At 39.1% G+C, this 19160-nt stretch carries 15 protein-coding genes and 3 tRNA genes; 7 read left to right on the plus strand and 11 right to left on the minus strand.

The genetic code is table 11. The features are described 5' to 3' along the window. Nucleotides 1-145: 145 nt before the first annotated feature. Together NE535_RS14545 and fadE are read right to left on the minus strand one after the other, a co-directional pair. A complete protein-coding gene (locus NE535_RS14545) occupies nt 146-577 on the minus strand; it encodes a PaaI family thioesterase (protein ID WP_261299339.1) in 432 nt (143 codons plus the stop codon). Nucleotides 578-640: 63 nt separating this feature from the next. After that, complete coding sequence (gene fadE / locus NE535_RS14550) at nt 641-3088, minus strand: acyl-CoA dehydrogenase FadE (protein ID WP_261299340.1); 2448 nt, start codon at nt 3086-3088, stop codon at nt 641-643. Between the two features lie 248 nt (nt 3089-3336). Between fadE and NE535_RS14555 the strand changes: the two genes are divergently transcribed. Continuing rightward, nucleotides 3337-4122: a class II glutamine amidotransferase gene (locus tag NE535_RS14555; protein WP_261299341.1), complete on the plus strand. Its 786-nt coding sequence runs from the start codon at nt 3337-3339 to the stop codon at nt 4120-4122. Nucleotides 4123-4170: 48 nt separating this feature from the next. On the opposite strand, the gene NE535_RS14560 is transcribed toward NE535_RS14555, so the two are convergent. The 3 genes from NE535_RS14560 to trhA form a co-directional block, all read right to left on the minus strand. Beyond that, complete coding sequence (locus tag NE535_RS14560; RefSeq protein ID WP_261299342.1) at nt 4171-5184, minus strand: DUF3108 domain-containing protein; 1014 nt, start codon at nt 5182-5184, stop codon at nt 4171-4173. A 27-nt stretch (nt 5185-5211) separates the two neighbouring features. Then, nucleotides 5212-5565, minus strand: coding sequence for an MGMT family protein (locus tag NE535_RS14565; protein ID WP_261299343.1), 354 nt, complete (start codon nt 5563-5565; stop codon nt 5212-5214). Between the two features lie 113 nt (nt 5566-5678). Further along, complete coding sequence (gene trhA / locus NE535_RS14570; protein WP_371931192.1) at nt 5679-6353, minus strand: PAQR family membrane homeostasis protein TrhA; 675 nt, start codon at nt 6351-6353, stop codon at nt 5679-5681. Nucleotides 6354-6686: 333 nt separating this feature from the next. Here trhA and NE535_RS14575 point away from each other — a divergent pair, with 333 nt between their 5' ends. Continuing rightward, the gene (locus tag NE535_RS14575; RefSeq protein ID WP_261299345.1) at nt 6687-7574 is read left to right on the plus strand and encodes a hypothetical protein; all 888 of its coding nucleotides are present in this window, start codon (nt 6687-6689) and stop codon (nt 7572-7574) included. 1 nt (nt 7575) lies between these two features. Here NE535_RS14575 and rrtA read toward each other — a convergent pair whose 3' ends face one another. Together rrtA and queC are read right to left on the minus strand one after the other, a co-directional pair. After that, nucleotides 7576-8199, minus strand: a complete 624-nt coding sequence (gene rrtA, locus NE535_RS14580) for a rhombosortase (protein ID WP_261299346.1) — start codon at nt 8197-8199, stop codon at nt 7576-7578. A gap of 9 nt (nt 8200-8208) precedes the next feature. Further along, a complete protein-coding gene (queC, locus tag NE535_RS14585; RefSeq protein WP_280925460.1) occupies nt 8209-8925 on the minus strand; it encodes a 7-cyano-7-deazaguanine synthase QueC in 717 nt (238 codons plus the stop codon). A gap of 171 nt (nt 8926-9096) precedes the next feature. Here queC and queE point away from each other — a divergent pair, with 171 nt between their 5' ends. Beyond that, nucleotides 9097-9765 carry a 7-carboxy-7-deazaguanine synthase QueE gene (queE, locus tag NE535_RS14590; protein ID WP_261299347.1) on the plus strand — a complete coding sequence of 223 codons (669 nt, stop codon included), beginning with the start codon at nt 9097-9099 and terminating at the stop codon, nt 9763-9765. A 173-nt stretch (nt 9766-9938) separates the two neighbouring features. Here queE and NE535_RS14595 read toward each other — a convergent pair whose 3' ends face one another. The 4 genes from NE535_RS14595 to NE535_RS14610 form a co-directional block, all read right to left on the minus strand. Next, nucleotides 9939-11012 (minus strand): PLP-dependent cysteine synthase family protein, encoded by a 1074-nt coding sequence (locus NE535_RS14595; protein WP_261299348.1) that lies wholly within the window; start codon nt 11010-11012, stop codon nt 9939-9941. A gap of 197 nt (nt 11013-11209) precedes the next feature. Beyond that, nucleotides 11210-11294: transfer RNA gene (locus NE535_RS14600), tRNA-Tyr, on the minus strand. 28 nt (nt 11295-11322) lie between these two features. After that, nucleotides 11323-11407: transfer RNA gene (locus tag NE535_RS14605), tRNA-Tyr, on the minus strand. A 39-nt stretch (nt 11408-11446) separates the two neighbouring features. After that, nucleotides 11447-11531: transfer RNA gene (locus NE535_RS14610), tRNA-Tyr, on the minus strand. A gap of 125 nt (nt 11532-11656) precedes the next feature. Here NE535_RS14610 and NE535_RS14615 point away from each other — a divergent pair. From NE535_RS14615 to NE535_RS14630, 4 genes are all read left to right on the plus strand, one after another. Then, nucleotides 11657-12151, plus strand: coding sequence for a VC2046/SO_2500 family protein (locus NE535_RS14615; RefSeq protein ID WP_261299349.1), 495 nt, complete (start codon nt 11657-11659; stop codon nt 12149-12151). Nucleotides 12152-12291: 140 nt separating this feature from the next. Next, nucleotides 12292-12579 (plus strand): YfcZ/YiiS family protein, encoded by a 288-nt coding sequence (locus tag NE535_RS14620; RefSeq protein WP_261299350.1) that lies wholly within the window; start codon nt 12292-12294, stop codon nt 12577-12579. A gap of 195 nt (nt 12580-12774) precedes the next feature. Beyond that, on the plus strand, nt 12775-14991 hold the full coding sequence (locus NE535_RS14625) for a bifunctional diguanylate cyclase/phosphodiesterase (protein ID WP_261299351.1): 2217 nt from the start codon (nt 12775-12777) through the stop codon (nt 14989-14991). Nucleotides 14992-15977: 986 nt separating this feature from the next. Then, nucleotides 15978-18962 carry a TonB-dependent receptor gene (locus NE535_RS14630; protein WP_261299352.1) on the plus strand — a complete coding sequence of 995 codons (2985 nt, stop codon included), beginning with the start codon at nt 15978-15980 and terminating at the stop codon, nt 18960-18962. The last annotated feature ends 198 nt before the right edge of the window (nt 18963-19160 follow it).

A 19160-nucleotide genomic window follows, 5' to 3' on the forward strand; every position in this document is an offset into this window, starting at 1 on the left:
TCAATGACGGGCTTTTTTACGTTTGAAAAATGATTAATTTTATCGATAACTTACATCAAACAGCATTAAATTAGGGGAAAAAACAGTTGTGAACAAACGGTATAGCATGAACATGCAATCGGCCGGTATCAGTGGTGTTAAAGCTTTATCGACTCACCATACAGCTTGCACTGGCGGTTGCCAGTAATCGACCTTGTTTATCGGTTAATGTGGCATCTGCAATGGCTAAACTGGTTGATAAATTAATGAGTTTTCCAGTGGCAAAAACCGCTTGGTTTTTAGGTACTGGGCGCACCATTTTAACGTTTAAATCTATAGTGGCATAACTTGCACCAGCGGGCAGAGCAGAATGCACCGCACATGCAGTTGCTGAATCTAGTACAGTGGCAGCAAAACCGCCATGGACGCCGCCCATTGGATTTAAGTGCCTTTCATCCGCTTGAGCTTCAAAGGTAATCTCACCGTCAGAAACTTGAATTGCTTTCATTGGCATTGTGTGAGTAATTGATGGTGCTGGAATATGGCCATCAAGCATGGCCTGCATGATTTGCAATCCGGTCATTTCACGTAAATTCATTTTTATTCCTTAAATAAAAAAGGGTAAAGCAATGCTTTACCCTTTTGTCATTAAATGCGGTTGTTAAGCTGCTTTTTCTTGTTTAATAGGGGCTTTAATGTTGGCGCGTAGTGTTTCAGTATCAAAATCATCAACATTGATTGACTTCATACGACCAATTTCAGCACGCTCAAGTAAGGCAATTTCGGCTTCACTTAGAATACCTAACGCTTTACCTTCTGCCGCTATCTTATCTAACCACATAAAGGGTAAACGTTTACCTGCTGCTTTACATACTTTGTCGTATAAAGGCTCACAAGCAAGGATATCAATAAATGTTTGCTCTTGAATTCCCACAGCGTTGTGCTCACTGTTAGTAAAGAATTGACCTTTACCTAAACGATCACGGCTAGCACAAGGTGTTTGCATGATTTGTGCAACTTTATGATCCAGTGTATCAGTAGGGCGCTTAACAGGGCGACCGAATGGGAATATAACCCAACGCAATGCGTGGCCTAATCCCATTGGGAAGTTGTTAAGTAAGTCATCTAAAGAATCTTGTAATTTATACAATGAATCTTCAACAGCCCATTGAACCAACGGTAAATCTTCCGTCAAACGACCATCATCCTGATAACGTTTTAACGTGGCAGACACTAGGTATAGCTGGCTAAGTAAGTCACCTAAACGAGCTGAAATACGTTCTTTACGTTTGAGGTTGCCGCCTAATGTGCCCATTGCTAAGTCAGATAGTAACGCTAAGTTAGCACTGAAACGGTTCATTTGCTGGTAATAACGTTTAGTTTTGTCTGAGTAAGGCGCATTTGAGAAACGTGCACCGGTTAAACCCATCCAGAAACTACGGGTGAAGTTAGATATTGCGAAACCAATATGACCAAAAATCGCATCGTCAAAGTTCATTAAACCACGACTTGCATCAGTGTCGAATGCCGATTCCATTTCAGCCAATACATATGGATGACAACGAATTGCACCTTGACCATAGATGATCATAGAACGGGTTAGGATATTTGCACCTTCAACAGTAATAGCAATAGGTGCAGCCTGGTAACCACGACCTAGGTAGTTATTAGGGCCTAAACATACCCCTTTACCACCATGGATATCCATCGCATCAATAATACATTTTTGCATTCTGTCAGTTAGGTGGAATTTAACTATGGCTGAAATTACCGAAGGTTTTTCGCCTAAATCGATTGCCGTTGTAGTTAAGCTTGTAACTGCATCCATAAGGTATGCGTTACCACCAATGCGTGCCATGGGCTCTTCAATACCTTCTAACTTACCGATAGGTAATTTAAACTGACGACGAATACGAGCATAAGCACCTGTCGCGATAGCCGCAGTTTTGACACCACCAGCTGAGTTTGATGGTAGGGTAATACCACGACCTACAGATAAACACTCAACCAGCATACGCCAGCCTTGGCCAGCCATTTCAGGTCCACCAATAATAAAGCTTAATGGCACGAAGACTTCATTACCACGTGTTGGTCCGTTTTGGAACATACAGTTAAGCGGGAAATGACGACGGCCAGTTTCAACTCCAGGAATATCCGTTGGAATTAAGGCACAGGTTATTCCTAGCTCTTCTTCACCACCTAATAGACGGTCAGGATCGCGCAGTTTAAAGGCTAAACCAAGTACGGTTGCCACTGGAGCCAGGGTAATGTAACGCTTGTTCCAGGTTAACTTCATTCCAAGTACTTCTTCGCCTTGGAATTCACCTTTACAGACAATACCAAAATCAGGAATAGAACCCGCATCACTACCCGCTTCAGGGCTAGTCAATGCAAAACATGGAACTTCTAAACCTTTGGCTAAGCGTGGTAAGTAATGATCTTGCTGTTCAGTCGTACCATAATGTTGTAATAACTCACCAGGTCCTAATGAATTTGGTACACCTACAGTCGATGCGAGCTCACTGCTTAAGCCTGCCAATTTTTGTAGCACACGAGATTGTGCATAAGCAGAATACTCTAAACCACCATATTTCTTTTTGATAATCATCGCAAAGAAACCATGGTCTTTTAGGTATTGCCATACTTCTTGTGGCAAGTCGCCTAGCTCGTGAGACACTTGGTGTTGATTAACCATTTTACACACTTCTTCAACTGGGCCATCTATGAAAGCTTGTTCTTCAGCGGTAAGGCGAGATTGAGGATAGTTGTGTAATTTGCTCCAGTTAGGATTACCAGCGAATAGATCCGCTTCCCACCAGGTTGTACCCGCTTCAATGGCTTCTTTTTCAGTAGAAGACATTTCAGGCATGATACCGCGATACACTTTAAGCAGCGGACGGCTGATAAAATTCTGTCTGAATGATTTGATATTAAAAGGTAATGCTAATACTAGGAATACTATCCAAGCAGCAGAACCTACGATGTCCATTGCGCTACCAACACCCAAAACAACAGCCGCAGCTATTGTGGTGGTGACAAGCGATACCCTTAGGTAAGACATTGTGCCGAGCACAAAGATCATAGCGATGATCAGTAGTAGGGTGGTCACTTTACTCTCTCCTTAAAGCCAGTTCCATTGTGTGAAAGGCTAATTTTTATTGATCTTAATCACAAGTATAGACTGTGGTCTGACCTGTGCCACATAAAATTTAACCTTATGCTGCGATGAATACAAGTATTTTTCAAACAATTGTTTAAATTTAATTGTGTCAATCTTGTTCCACTGATTTGCCACTAAAGATACAATATGGATATCAGTAATAATTTGATCAATTAGTAACGAAAAAGGCTTAATAAATGTGCGAATTACTTGCCATGAGTGCCAATGTCCCTACAGATATTGTTTTTAGTTTCACAGGCTTGGCAGAGCGTGGTGGTGTGACGGGGCCACATGTTGACGGTTGGGGAATTACTTTTTATGAAGGCAAGGGCAGTCGCACATTCAAAGATGCTTGTCCAAGCAGCCAATCTCATATCGCGCAGTTAATAAAATCTTATCCGATAAAAAGTGAGATAGTGGTCAGTCATATTCGTCAGGCGAATCGTGGGTGTGTATCCCTTGAAAACACACATCCTTTTACCCGCGAATTATGGGGACGATATTGGACATATGCGCATAATGGTCAGTTAACCGATTACGAAAGCAAATTTAATTTAAGTCGTTTTCAAGCGGTTGGCGACACTGACAGCGAAATGGCTTTTTGTTGGATACTAGAAAAAGTAGTGCTGCAGTTTGGAGATACCGCTCCTGTTGATATGAAACCTGTTTTTGAATATATCGCCACATTAGCGGATGAAATTCGTCAATTAGGTGTGTTTAATATGATCTTGAGTGATGGTATCGATTTAATGGCTTATTGTACCAATAATCTATGCCATATCACTCGTAGAGCACCTTTTGGTCAGGCTAAGTTAATTGATACCGATGTGGTGATTGATTTTCAAAAAGAAACCACCCCTAATGATGTGGTAACGGTTATAGCAACCAGACCGTTAACCAACAATGAACAATGGCAAGTCCTCTCACCGGGTGACTGGCGTTTATTTCATAAAGGCGATATAAAATCGGCTAATGATTTATGATACGAAAGCCAGCAAAACCTGGCTTTCTTATATACTGAATCAAGCGTATTAGTTGATTACCATATCTTTTAAATCAGAAACTTCTTGTTCACTAAACTTATCAGGACTGACCTCATGGTTAATATTAGCTTCTGAATCATCTTGTTTTTCAGTTTCTGCTGATAACGCCTTTTGGGCCATATAGGCGCTGAAAATAGCTTGCTCATGTGCCAGATCCAAGCTTGGTATCTCAGGTAAGGGTTTATCAAAAGTATAATCAGCTAATTGAATATCTAATTGTTTGCTGCCTTTAGAAAAATGACTTAATCTCACCGGTAAATAGGCTAATTTAGGGGCCATCCAGAAAAAAGTTTGTCTTTTAGTGCTATTTCTTACTACTTCAAATTTAACAGTGTCGAAGGTGCCTCCTGCAACGGTTATCGTTTCATTACCGATAATTTTAAAATCATATTCATCAACTTCTTTTTCCTTCACCATTTTGTAATTCAATGGTCTTTTATTACTAATAACATCCATTCTGAACTGTAACTGAACCATCAAAGGGTCGAAAATTGTCTCGTGATAATCCAGTTTCAACGCATCAAGTTTATAAATGGTATGTATGAAGTTTTGTGAACGCGCAAATGCTGTTTGTTCAGTATATTCACTGCCAGTACCTGTGCGCTCATGAACATAGCGAAATGGCACTAATTTACCGTTTTCGAGGGTAAAATCACTTTGTAATTTACGTTCATCCGACAGCATCAATAAACCGACTTCACTTTCAAAATTATATTTGTAATAACTACTATCTGTCTCTGGTAGAGTGAACTTAGCATCCCCTAACTCAAAACTGCCATAATAGGCTTTATAGTGAGCGGTTTGCGGGATCAATGGGGCTAATAATATCTGGTTGTTTAAGGTGCTTGTGTCATCAGTTTGCGGGACGAGAGCGGCTTCGATTTCAATTGCATTTAAAGGAGTGCTATTGGCCAAAGTTGCAGGTGATATTGCAAAGATACCAACCATAAACGATGGCAAAAAAATGGCATTAAAAATTGTGTTTAAATAAGTTATTTGCAATGTGTTTCATCCTAATAAGTACTGTTCCTAAAAAGGAAGAGTCATAACTAATGTAGCTAGATCAGGTTGCCATAAATATTTCGACAATGAAATATTGCCCTGGTTCACTTCTATGCCTTCTAATCTTAATAATTCAGTTTGTTGTTGGAACAAATCACTATTTTTGGGAAATGATATTTTACCTGCTGAATTGATCACTCTATGCCAGGGTAAATTGGCCTCTGAAGGGGCAAGCTTGAGCGCGCGAGACACATACCTAGCACGGCCTGGCAGCCCGGCTAAATCTGCTACTTTACCGTAAGGTAAAACCTTTCCTGCTGGAATGATATTAACAACGAATGAAATTTTTTCAACGGCAGTCCATTTATGCTCGGAATACATATTATTGTATGTTTAGAAACGGATGATTGATTTTGCATTAAAACGTGAAATTTTCATAGCAGATAATAGAACTCAACAACACAGTAGCTGTTGAGTTTTTTGAGACAATGGGTCTAATGTGTAATGACTAAATAGATTGAGAAGAAGTGTGTGAAAGCCCCACCCAGTACGAATAAATGCCAGATTGCATGGTTGTAGGGGATTTTTTTATTCGCATAAAAAATAACGCCTAGGCTGTAAGATAAGCCACCACTGATGAGTAAGTTGAAACTGGTCTGACTCATGTTGGCAATTAAATCATGCATTACAGTCACGCAAAGCCAGCCCATAAGGAGATATAATAGTAAACTGAATGCTTTAAAACGGCCGATAAACAAGGTTTTGAAGACAATTCCGCCCAAGGCTAAACACCAAATAGCGGTTAAAATGGTTAATGCATTATCATTTTGTAATGTAATCAACATTAACGGGGTATAGGTGCCAGCAATTAAAGTATAAATGGCACAATGATCAGCCATTTTGAATCGTTTTCGCCATACAGCTGTGCGGCTAGAGTGATATAAGGTTGAGGCTAAAAACAGTAAAATAATACTGATGCCATAAATGGTAATGCCTGTTAATTGAACTGCACTGAGATCATCTCGTGCATTGATTAGCATAAATGCTAACCCGACTATGCCAGCTAATACTCCCAGCCCATGGGATATAGTATTGGCCAATTCTTCTCTTACACTGTAATCAGATGTGCTGTTAGAACTTGAGTCGTTAATTATCGTGTCTGAAGCTATTGCCATAGTGTTATTACTTATTAATCGCGTAAAATACGTAGCCAGTTTAACAGGGGATAAAATAAAAAACCATACTTAGCTTACAGGTGTAAGCTGAAATTGTGTTGGTTGTGTTGGTTGTGTTGGTTGTGTTGGTTGTGTTGGTTGTGTTGATTGTGTTAATTGTTTTGATGTTGAGTTGTCATCAGTATCAATATTTTTAATCAATCTGAACTTTACACCCGTTTAACATTCAAATTGTTTAGCATTATTGTTTTTTGGAATTGGATTATCTTGCCATATGTTTTGATATGAGATGATGGACCTAAAAGGATATTTTAGATAACAGCGATTATGGGTATAGAAAACAAGCTTCAAAATGAGAATGACGCCTATGAAATCATAACAAGAGGTCATGGCGGCTTACTCAAACCGATTACTGTGGCCATTATTATTCACATCATCTTGTTTGGAATTTTGGCGTTATTTTGGCAGCAAAGTAACCAGCAACGCAAAGAGGTTATAGCCACCATTCCAGAGGAGGTGAAAATAAACAGTTACATTATTACCACTGAACAATATGAAGCTATGGTGAATGCTGCCAAGCCGATAAATGAAAAGTCTCACGATAATCTTGATAATCAGTTGAGTGATATTCCTGCGCAACCATTAAATACTGAGCCTCATTTAATAGAGCCAACAACAATTGTTCCAACGGAAAATAAGGCAGTCGAAAAAGATATTATGCCCAATGAGTCTGACGTCACCGACAAAGCATTACCGCGGAATAAAGATCATCATACGGAATTCAAGCAGGAGACATCTAATAACATGTCCCATGTTGAGAAGAGCTCTGCTATTCCAACGACTTCAACATCGCAAGATATCCGAAATGCATCACGCCAGTATTTACAGCAGATGAAAGAACAGCAGTTTACCGCTCTGGTGGGGCAGCAAACAGCATCGACAAATACGGTGGGTTCTATGAGCGAGATGGATCCCGATTTAGACTTTATTGAAATTCACCAAAAAAAAGATCTGAGTCAACCTCATAGTTACAATCACAAATTAGATCCAAATAGAATCGTTAAGCAAGGTGATTATTGTTACCGAGTGGTCAATTTAGCTACTCAAGTCAATCCTTATGGTGAAGGTTTAGGGTTTGCAGAGTTTTGTGGTATTGATGAACAAAAAGTAGCAATGCAGCAAGCAATCCAAAATCGCATAGGCAAAATTAAGTAAATCATTTTCGATATTTAAAACGATAAGCGACTGTACTCCAAAACAGAGCACAAATTAATCCTGCAAAAACGCCAACAAGGTGTGATTCGGTAGCCACTCTGGCATTGATAAGTTCGGTAATTCCAGCACTCGCGCCAAAGTATTGCTCGTAAGCCACTTTAGCTACAACGCCTAGAAGCAGTAAATATCCTGATCTTAACCCTTTTCGAATATCCATCACGGCACCAAAGGTAAATAATCCGTGTAGCACTCCACTTAAGCCCACATAGGCCTTTAACTCAGGATAAAAAACGTAAAGACCAATGCCTTCTAAAATACAAAGGCTGATAAAAAGCAGAATGAGTTTAGGAGTATGTCTTTTGTAATGTAATTCATGTAGAAAAACAATAACCCACAACCCAGCCAAATTCATGACTAAATGCCAAGCATTAGTATGCAATAAATTGCCTGTGACAATACGCCAAATTTGGCCGTTAGCAATGGCGTCATGTTCAAATTTGAATATCGAATTGGTATCGATAATCATTGGCGAGGTTAAAGTTAATGCAAACAGAACAAGGCAAATTAGGCTAATAATCAGCGTAAAATGATTTGGCTTTACGGTTGATAGTGGTGCTTTAGCCATCAAAAACCTCTATTTTATTGAGTGAGCTTTTGCATTTAACGATTGCATAACTTGTTCAGTGTTTTGTAAATAATCATCTAAGCCGCGTTGACGTAATAAGCATGATGGACAGTCTTTGCATCCGTCGCCAATTATACCGTTATAGCACGTTAATGTTTGTTGCTTTATTAAGTCTAATTGTTGATATTTATCCGCTAAAGCCCAGGTTTCGGCTTTATTTAACCACATCAGTGGGGTAATAATTTTAATCGGTTTATCTAAACCGAGCGCTAAACTTTGTTGCATAGCCTGAACGAAATCATTGCGGCAATCTGGGTAACCTGAAAAATCGGTTTCACATACGCCAGTGATAATAGCATCACATCCTAGCTGATAGGCATAGACGCCTGCTAATGTCAGAAATAAGATATTCCTACCAGGTACAAAAGTATTAGGTAAACCATTGTTCATCAACTCATGTGATACTGGGATGGAATCCCGCGTGAGTGCAGATATTGCCAATTCATTGAGTAAGCTTGTGTCTAATACCTTGTGACTTGCCAACTTAAGTTCTGCCGCTAGGCTTTTCGCCACATCAATTTCTTGCCTGTGTCGTTGACCATAGTCAAAGGTGATCCCATGTACTTGATCATATTCAGCAAGTGCTTGAATAAGGCAGGTGGTTGAGTCTTGTCCGCCACTGAAAACGACTAATGCTTTTGTAGGCGATGAAGATGGTTGCGACATGAGTGATAACCTAATAAGAAATAAACAAGAATGGTCGGTGCCATGAATCGCTATTTTATCGCAGAGTTTGTTGTAATAGCAAAATTAATGCGTCTTTCTCGGGCTGTTTCCTTGATACTGCACTTGAAATACACTATAAATGCCGCCCCAATAAACGAAAGCTGGTGAACAATGAACTATCCTGTAAATGAAGTATTTGAAACGATCCAAGGTGAAGGCAGTTTTACTGGCGTGCCTGCGTTATTTGTTCGTTTACAAGGCTGTCCAGTTGGCTGCTCTTGGTGTGATACAAAACAAACATGGGATGTATTAGTTGAAAACAAAGTGACGCCAGAACAGGTGATTACCGTTGATGGTACCATTGGTCGTTGGGCAGACCATGATGGTCAAAGCTTAATGAAAGCTTTTAATGATAAAGGATTTACTGCTAAACATGTGGTTATTACGGGCGGCGAGCCTTGTTTATATGATTTAACCGAACTAACAGAGCAATTAATTGATGCGGGTTTCAGCGTTCAAATTGAAACCTCTGGCACATTTGAAGTGCAGTGTCATCCTGATGCTTGGGTCACAGTGTCACCTAAAATCAATATGAAGGGCGGATATAAAGTGTTGCCTCAAGCCCTTACGCGTGCAAATGAAATTAAGCATCCTATCGCGACAGAAAAACACATTGAAGAATTAGATGCGCTGCTTAGTAATATTGATTTAACAGATAAAACCATCTGTTTACAGCCTATAAGTCAAAAGCCGCGTGCAACTGAATTGGCAATGAAAATCTGTATAGCCAGAAACTGGCGTTTATCGATTCAAACCCACAAATATCTGAATATTGATTAATACGATTTATTACTTAACAGTATTCTCACTGGGTTTACACAAAATGTTAAATTGGGGATCGTGAAATAGGGTATATCAAGCATTAGCCTAGTTGTTAGGCTAATGCGGATTAAAGTGTCAATTGAGCTCTATCGAAAATACCGCATTAGGGTAATAGATAAGAGAGCTTACCACTAACAATCTAACGTGTTCAATCGGCCCGTTTGATTAAACTCAACTAATTGGGCTTCAAATTGTTTAAAGCAGCCAATGTTATCGTCAATCCACTGCGCATTGTAATAGGTGTCTAAATACCGCTCCCCAGCATCACATATTAGCGTCACAATAGAGCCTTTTTGCCCCTCAGCTTGCATGCGTGTAGCTAATTGCAATGCACCGTAAAGATTCGTTCCAGTCGAAGCGCCTGTTTTACGGCCAATTAAACACTCTAGCCACTGCATCGTTGCGATAGATGCTGCATCAGGAATTTTTTGCATTTCATCAACCACTCCAGCAATGAACGAGGGTTCTACTCGAGGCCGGCCAATTCCTTCTATCTTACTGCCAGCCGTACCGGTTATTGACTTATCTCTGCTATGAAAATAATCATAAAAAACCGAGTTTTCTGGGTCGACAACACATAGTTGAGTAGAAAGTTGTTGATAGCGAATATAACGGCCAATGGTCGCAGAGGTACCACCCGTGCCGGGACTCATTACAATCCAGTGCGGAACAGGGTGAGGCTCACGCTGCATTTGCATGAAGATAGAATCAGCAATGTTGTTATTGCCGCGCCAGTCTGTGGCTCGTTCAGCAAAGGTAAACTGGTCCATGTAATGGCCGTTTAGCGCTTTTGCAAGGCGCTCTGACTCAGCATATATTTGATTGCTGTTATCCACAAAATGGCATTGACCACCGTAAAATTCTATTTGCTGTATTTTCTTTTTTGCGGTTGATTTTGGCATCACGGCAATAAAGGCAAGGCCAATTAAACGTGCAAAGTAGGCTTCAGACACAGCAGTGCTGCCAGAGGATGATTCAATAATGGTGGTGGTTTCATTAATCCAGCCGTTACACAAAGAATATAGGAACAGTGAACGGGCCAAGCGATGCTTTAAACTACCTGTTGGATGAGTACTTTCATCTTTAAGGTAAATATCAATACCTTGAAGCTGTGGTAGATCTAGCTTAATAAGGTGAGTGTCGGCAGAACGCTGATAATCGGCATCAATTTTGGCAATGGCCAAGTTTACCCAGTTCGACGGCATGGTATTTTCTCATCATGATTATTAATGGCTTAATCTTAAAGAAAAAAAGCATTGAAACCTAGCAACAAATAAACAGGAATTCGAAATTGGCAAAATGATGTTAAATGAATATAAAAGATGCAACTGATAATAAGCGTTTTAGAGGGTTTTTAATTAGAAATGGCACAAAACTGAAATAAATATCTGAAGATGTAAAATGGTGGAGGGAGAAGGATTCGAACCTTCGAAGGCTGAGCCGTCAGATTTACAGTCTGATCCCTTTGGCCACTCGGGAACCCCTCCACTGAGATAGATAAATGAGCAAGAAAGATGGTGGAGGGAGAAGGATTCGAACCTTCGAAGGCTGAGCCGTCAGATTTACAGTCTGATCCCTTTGGCCACTCGGGAACCCCTCCACGAATTTCTTTTTCGTCTATCTAAATTTACATCACAAATGGTGGAGGGAGAAGGATTCGAACCTTCGAAGGCTGAGCCGTCAGATTTACAGTCTGATCCCTTTGGCCACTCGGGAACCCCTCCTCAATTGCGGCCGCCATAGTAGACAGAATCCCATTATATGTAAAGTCAAAAAATGAAAATTTTATTAAAGTTATGTTCCGTTTGGTCGATAAAATAGCATTGAGTCGTAATAGTGTTGTTTTTATATGCAAATTGAGTCACTGCTGGTTAATGAATTACAATTAGGCAGTCGTTTAAATGCTGCGGTTGAGCATCAACGCCGAGGCGAATTTGGCTTACTGTTGGCGTTACTTTCAGCCGATAGTACAGACATGGCTCAATTTCAATTCGATAAAGATCTTACAATCCATCAAAAGCTGTATAAAAAATTTGAACTGCCACAGCCACAAGCGCTTGTTGATGACCTGTCTACAACAAGCCGACACAATGACAATGCCTCCGTATTCCACGCACAAGGTCTGCGTCAGTTTCACCTGCAACAAAATTTGACGCCAGAAGCCATTGTCATTCGTGGCAAGCATCAAGACGGAATAGCACAAGTATTGAGTAACACCAGCGTGTTAATTAAGTCAAAATACGAAAATAATTCAATTCAGCCAGATTTACTCGAAGATATGCATTTTATTGAACAATTAGAACGACAACGCCAAATAAGCCAAACCATGCAATTAACGGCGTAAAAACTAGAGTTATATTTACTTTGGTGTTTGTGTATGAAGGTTATTGCTCTATAGATATGTGAGCTAAGCATAAGCAATTTGATATAGGCTAGCTTATGATGTTGTTTTTGGTTAGCTAGTGAAAAAGAGTGAAAAACGAGATGGTTAAAAAAATTCGTGAACAGCAGCAAAATGTGAATGATACTTGCACCGACTGCGGCAGTTTTGTCGATATTGGCGCTGTAATCGATGAGCATGATACAGAGCTAACGTTAATTTTTAATGGCGAAAACGCCAAATTTGATGCTCAAGAAATTGTTAATAAAGCGACACAACGTTTTGAGCATGTCGTTGTTGATCTCAGCGACGTAGACAATAGCATCAAGTTGACGCTCACTTTTGCTGTAACAGTTGAAAAAATGTTGTTCCAACTTGAAAATAGATTCTGAATTAACGTTACACCACAATAATTTGCGGTATAATCTATCGCAAATAACATAATAAACCTGTTAATTTAGAGGGTTAATGATAAGCGTATTTTTAAGCTCCCAATGGGGTGCATTTGAATATCTGCAAGTTACTACAGGGTAACTAGAGCAATAATTCAGCAGAGTAGCAATGCACGATGTCTTTTCGGGAAAATAATGACACAAGAACAGAACCGGCACCTGTTAGAGTTAATTGTAAACTCTAGTGCAAAACAGCAGGGGAATTTTACTAAAACCTCTGAATTGGTTAGTAGACTTTTGCAGGAACATTTTGTTGCCTCATCTGTCTCTGTTTGGCTGTTTGACGAAAAATTTGATAGTGCCCACTCTGCTAATGACAGTAATCAAGTATCATTCAACTCTTGCTCTAAAAGGCAAATCGCCCATTACTGTGAAACCGATTTAAATCAATCAAAGACCATTTTTGAAGATCCACAATCAGAAATTCAATTTAGTTTTTTTGATGAGCTAAGACGTTACCGCTTTATTGCTGCCGATATTATTACCGCTAAAAATCAGTTGATCCATTCTTTTGACTATTATCAACGCCACTCAATACAGAGTACTTTGAATGTGGCAATACGGATCAATGGTCACATTGAAGGTGTATTAACCATTGAATTTAAACAGCCATTTGAATGGCTGCATGATCAAATTCAAATTGTTATTCAGTGTGCTGATCAGCTTGCGCTAACGCTTGCCACACGTTACTCCTACGATAAGTCTGAACAAATCAATTTATTGCGTAATGCCGCGGAGCATTCAGATCATGTGGTCATGATTGTTAATCTTGACACCTTGATGGTGGATTATGTCAATTTTGCCCATCAAAACATGACTGGGCTATTACGCAGTGATATAGAACATCATAGCGTGATGAATCTTGATATTTTTAGAAACAAGCCTGACGTATTGCAATATGTTCTGGATAAGTTGACTAAGAATGAAAGCGTGGTTGGTGATATTAAGCTAAAACGCATCGATAACCGCGAGTATTGGTTGCATTACCATGTGACAGGTTTTACGACGCAATTGGGTAATAGTTACGCATTGGTTTCAAGTTACGATATTTCATCAGAATTTCAACACAAAGCTGAATTAGAACGTTTAGCATGGCATTGTAGTTTAACCGGATTGCATAATCGCTCTTTTTTCACCCCAATACTTGATAGGGCTACTGATGGAGTATTACTGCTTGTCGATTTATTGGGCTTTAAACGGTTTAATGATTCCCATGGGCATGAGCAAGGTGACTCTTTACTCATCGAAGTCGCTAGACGCATTAAACACTTTGGAGCAAACCATCAAGCTATCAATGTAGCTCGAATTGGCAGTGACGAATTTTGCATTTTACTCCCTAAATTACCTCAAGACGTTGTAATAGAGGATATTGTCAGTAAATTGATGGCCAATCTCTCTGCTTTCGCTTTAATAAACCGTGAAAAAGTAGAGCCCAAACCCGCTGTTGCCGTAGTTGATATTGCATCTGTTGTTCATTATTTTTCGCCATTATCATGCGCAGATATAGCGTTACAATATGCTAAGAAAAAGTCTTTAGAACACTATCAATTTTTCAACCAAGATTTACTGGAACAATTCAAAAATAACGCTGAAATAGAAAAAGACCTGCAGTATGCAATTAAAGGTCGTCAATTTGAGTTGTATTATCAACCGTTAATGGATCTTCAAAACCATCGCTATATTGGTGCGGAAGCATTAATTAGATGGAACCACCCTAAAAAAGGCGTGTTGTATCCAGGTGCATTTATCGACATAGCTGAACAATCAGGCATGATTAATGCTTTAGGCGCCTGGGTGCTTGAAAGTGCTTGCAAGCAACTTAACCTTTGGCAGCATAAAAATGTCGATATCACTATGCATGTTAACGTCGCGGCAAGGCAGTTTTTCAGCGGAGATCTTTTTGATCAAGTATGGGATTTATTAAATCGCTATCGCATCAAACCCAAAAGTTTAATTCTGGAAATTACTGAAACAGAGTTGATGGGCGACATACGTTATGCGACCAATTTATGCCAAGAATTAGCAGACTTAGGCGTAGGCATTGCGATTGATGATTTCGGCACGGGTTACAGTTCTATGAAGTATTTAAAACAGTTCCCCATTAGCAAACTCAAAATTGATCGTTCGTTTATCATGGACATTTCATCCAGTAAGCAAAGCCGTGAAATTGTCAGTGCGATCATTGCTATGGCAAAAGCACTTAATATCTCAATTACTGCGGAAGGGGTTGAAACACAGGAACAAGAATCGTTTCTTGAGAAAATGGTTTGCGATCACGCTCAGGGATTTTTATACAGTCCCGCGATACGTGTTAATGATTTCAACAACTTAATATTAGCTAAACTGCAATAGTAACTGCGATAGAGTGGCTTTATATGCTAAGTAAGGTATTTTAATGAGAGAACTTTGTACTTTTCGGAGCCTTCACATGATGTGTGACATAAAAATCTCACTTAATTAGGGGCTTAGTATGCTATTGTAATTTTTAAGAATAAATAAAACGCTTTAAGCTAGTGATAGGTGTGCAACCTCGCAATCTAAGCAAAATTCATTCAACATAGTTTCATTCAACATAGTTTCATTCAACATAGTTTCATTCATTTTAATTGATTCCCTCAGACAGCATGTGTTGATTTTTTTACTGCATTATTAGCTAGAATCACATCAGGTTAACCAGTCTGTAACGCTTTTGCCTCGTATAAATGCCCTTAAACTGCACAAAACAACTTTGAAATGTCAATAAAACCTAGTCAGCTTGATGACAATGTCACAATAGACGATATTTATTGAGTCTTATTCTTCAAAACGTCCTTAGTTTGTAATTTTATAAATTTCGCTGGTAATTTCAGTTGTTGAAGCGACTACAGTTTGGGCCTGACATTTCTTCCTTGAAATGACTATTAAACATTCAGTGGCAACATAGACCATCAATTTCCCAGCCAATGCATACTTTGATCATACTAAATATTCAATGCTTTCGATGATGCCTTGTTCTATGTGGCTCTATAACTTTAGTTAATATTTTATGACTTATGCATACTTGCCTCCTGTCATTCATATTAACTCTTAGGATAAATGCTATAGGTAATCAGGGACACTCACTTAATAAACCTCACTGAAGATTCAAGAGTAGGCAAGATGCTAAGAATCGACTCAAAAACAATTCACTGTTTTAAGATATTTGTAGCTGGCCAACAAAGGTTAGAGTTACTGGTAAGGTTGTTATGGAAATTGGTAATAATAGTTGCGAATGTTGGTAATGTGTAATATAAAGGTGTTTCTTAATAACGATAATAGTAATTGGTATTACCAAGCAAAAGATTTCTTTGGGGGGAATTATGAAGCTAAATTTAATAACCGCAGTATTTCGTAGTGAAAATAAAAGAGCAAATAACGGCGCAATTTTGGGTGCGACCTTAACAGCAATGTTATCCATACCTGCTTTAGCAGCAGAACCTGAGAATAAAGTTCAGGTTGATGAACCTAAAACTAATGACATCGAAGTCATCGCAGTTCGAGGTATTTTCGGCAGTTTAAAAGCAGCTAATTTACTTAAACGCACAGATGATCGAATAGTCGATGCTATTGTAGCTGAAGACATTGGTAAATTGCCTGACAACAATATTGCAGAGGCATTACAACGTATTACTGGTGTATCAATTGAATCAGATTTTGGGGTAGGGGAATCAGTTACTATTCGTGGTGTATCTGAAAACTTAATTTTACTTAATGGCCGATCGACAGCAGGGCCTGGTCGCGGTGGTATTAGTCTGGATGATTTTCCATCAAGTTTTCTAAAAACTGTGGAAGTGATCAAGTCGCCAACACCTGAAATGATCGAAGGTGCATTAGGTGGCACAGTGAATATGCAAACCGTGCGTCCGTTGGAGTTAAGTGAGCCACTTGTCGCTATAACACTTGACGGTGAATATGCTGACAAAACTGAAAATGTTGCACCAAACTTTTCAGCTGCTATGGGAAATAACTGGGACTTAGGAGATGCTGGAACCTTTGGTGCATCTATTAATGCATCTTATCTAGATCGCGAATTACGAAGAGATGAATACTTTAATAAAGTTGATTTACAAGACAATATCGATATTGACGGCGATGGTGTTGTAGATGAATCAAATGCTCCAAATGGAAAATTTATTCGTAGGACCGAGAACACAGTTGAACAAAAAACAGAAGAGCGTGAACGTAGTGCTTATGGTTTATCCTTGCAATGGGCACCAAAGAATATTGATGCCAATATTTATGTTGATTTGAATGCAACTAAATTAGATGGTGGACAGGCTGCTTATTCTATCCTTGATGTTGGTGGTAGTGTTGTACCAAGAAGTGACTCTTATTACGATAGTAATGGTGAATTACACAATTACGATTTAGCAGGCGTACTTGTCATACCAAAAACATGGAGTGACTTTACCACTTCAGATACCACATCCCATGCTATTGGTGGTGAGTGGAATATTACAGATAATATCGAATTATCTGCTGAGTATTCTAAATCTACATCAGAAGATCGCCAAAAAGCCTCGGAATTTAACTTACGTCCAATTGAACGTACAGATCCTACTTTGAAGTTAGTCACCCATACTAGTACCAGCAGTTCAACCAGTGGCGATGGTATACCGTCACATATTTATGCTGATTCTGGCATGTTGACCAATCCAGATAATTTAGTTTTCCGTGAGTTTTATCATAAAACTCTGGATACAGATAACGAAGAACAGGCATTACGTTTTGACTTCAAAATGAGCGATATTGGTTTAGATTTTGTGTCAGCATTTAAAACAGGTGTTCGTTTTACTGACAGAGATTATAGTGCTAATCGCTTTGATTTTAAGCCGAATGGTAACACCCTGAAAGATGTTTATAAGAAAGCTAAAAATGCCGATGGATTATATAGCCCTACTTGGATTGATAATCCTATTATCAGTGATAGTTTTATCACTGTGTCAGAAAATAATTCATTTGACCAAACTGGTATTGCAGGTCAAAACGATTTACTAAGATACAGCGTATATGATGCAGAGCGTTTACAAAACACTGAAGCAACATATTTATTAGTACAACAAATGCTTCAAGGTACTGATTATGCCATGAATGGTGCTTTAGCTGATCATATGCTTGAAGATAATGGAGCTTACAAAGAGATTAATGAAAAAACTAGCGCTATTTATGCTCAATTTCATCTTGATTTCGAAGATTTAACTGCAGTCATTGGTGGTCGCTATATTAAAACTGAATTGGAATCTAGTGTTGTAGAATCTATAGATAGTAACGGCAATAAAGTACTAGATACTGGCACAAATGATTATTCAGACTTTTTACCAAGTTTGAACGTCACTTATACTTTATCTGAAGATACTTTATTAAGGTTTGCTGCGGCTAAAGTCATGCGCCGTGCAGATTTTGACGAGTTAAGCCCTGCATTATCAATAGATAACTCATTAGTTACTGGCACACAGGGCTCATATCAATTAGATCCCTATCGTGTTACCCAGTATGATCTTTCTGCGGAACACTATTTCAGTGACGGTGGAATTGTATCTGCGGCGATATTCTATAAAGATGTTAACTCATTTACTCAAACGGACAGTAGTTGTTTAGCTGATTCAGGCACAATTACAGGACAAAACACCACACAGTGGAATAATATCTGTTTATTGACTACTGCTGGGCAAAGTCAGGGAGATATTATCAATGCAACAGAAGCACAAGGTTTAGCGTTTGTTGATGCTGAAAAAGCTGCTGGTCGTACAGGTATAGTGATTGATACTGATGTGAATGGCGGAAGTGGTGAAGTAAAAGGTTTAGAATTAGGCTATCAACAACAGTTTAATTTTTTACCAGGTCTATGGTCAGGCTTTGGTGTCAATGCAAACTATACCTATGCCGACAGTCAGCAACCAGATGGTAACCCATTGCTTAACATTTCTAAGCATACTGCCAACACTCAATTTTACTGGGAAGGTGAAGAGCTGCAATTTCGCTTAGCATATAACTGGCGTGACCGTTATCTAGATGATCAAAGCACAAAACGTGTTCAAACTGTAGGTGCTTTAGGATATAACGTCTTCAACCAAAACGACCCAACAGCTGATAATTATGACCCTACAGTGGGCAACAGTTATCGTGAAGCACGAGGTCAGTTAGACTTTTCAGTCAGTTGGGATATTAACGAGAATTTTACTGTATTGGCTAACGCAGTCAATCTAACTGGTGAACCGATTGTTTACACTACTGAACTTGATTCAATTTGGGCTTATAGTGAAGCAGACCGTCGTTATACTGTAGGTGTTAGAGCTAAGTTCTAACTTTTAATGTCCATGCAGAGCCTATCAATTTGATAGGCTCTTTAACGTTTAGACACAATGTGTTGTTTTTGATTGTATTAAGTACATGCACAATTTCGCGTTTAAGATTCGAAATCAATTTTCTGCTGAATATGAACATAAAAGGTGTTTCAATCACAGAATTTGTGTGACAAAAACATCATCGCATTGACAATTGCT

Origin of the sequence: Shewanella holmiensis (assembly GCF_025370255.1) — a bacterium.
GTDB classification, from domain to species: Bacteria; Pseudomonadota; Gammaproteobacteria; order Enterobacterales; family Shewanellaceae; genus Shewanella; species Shewanella holmiensis.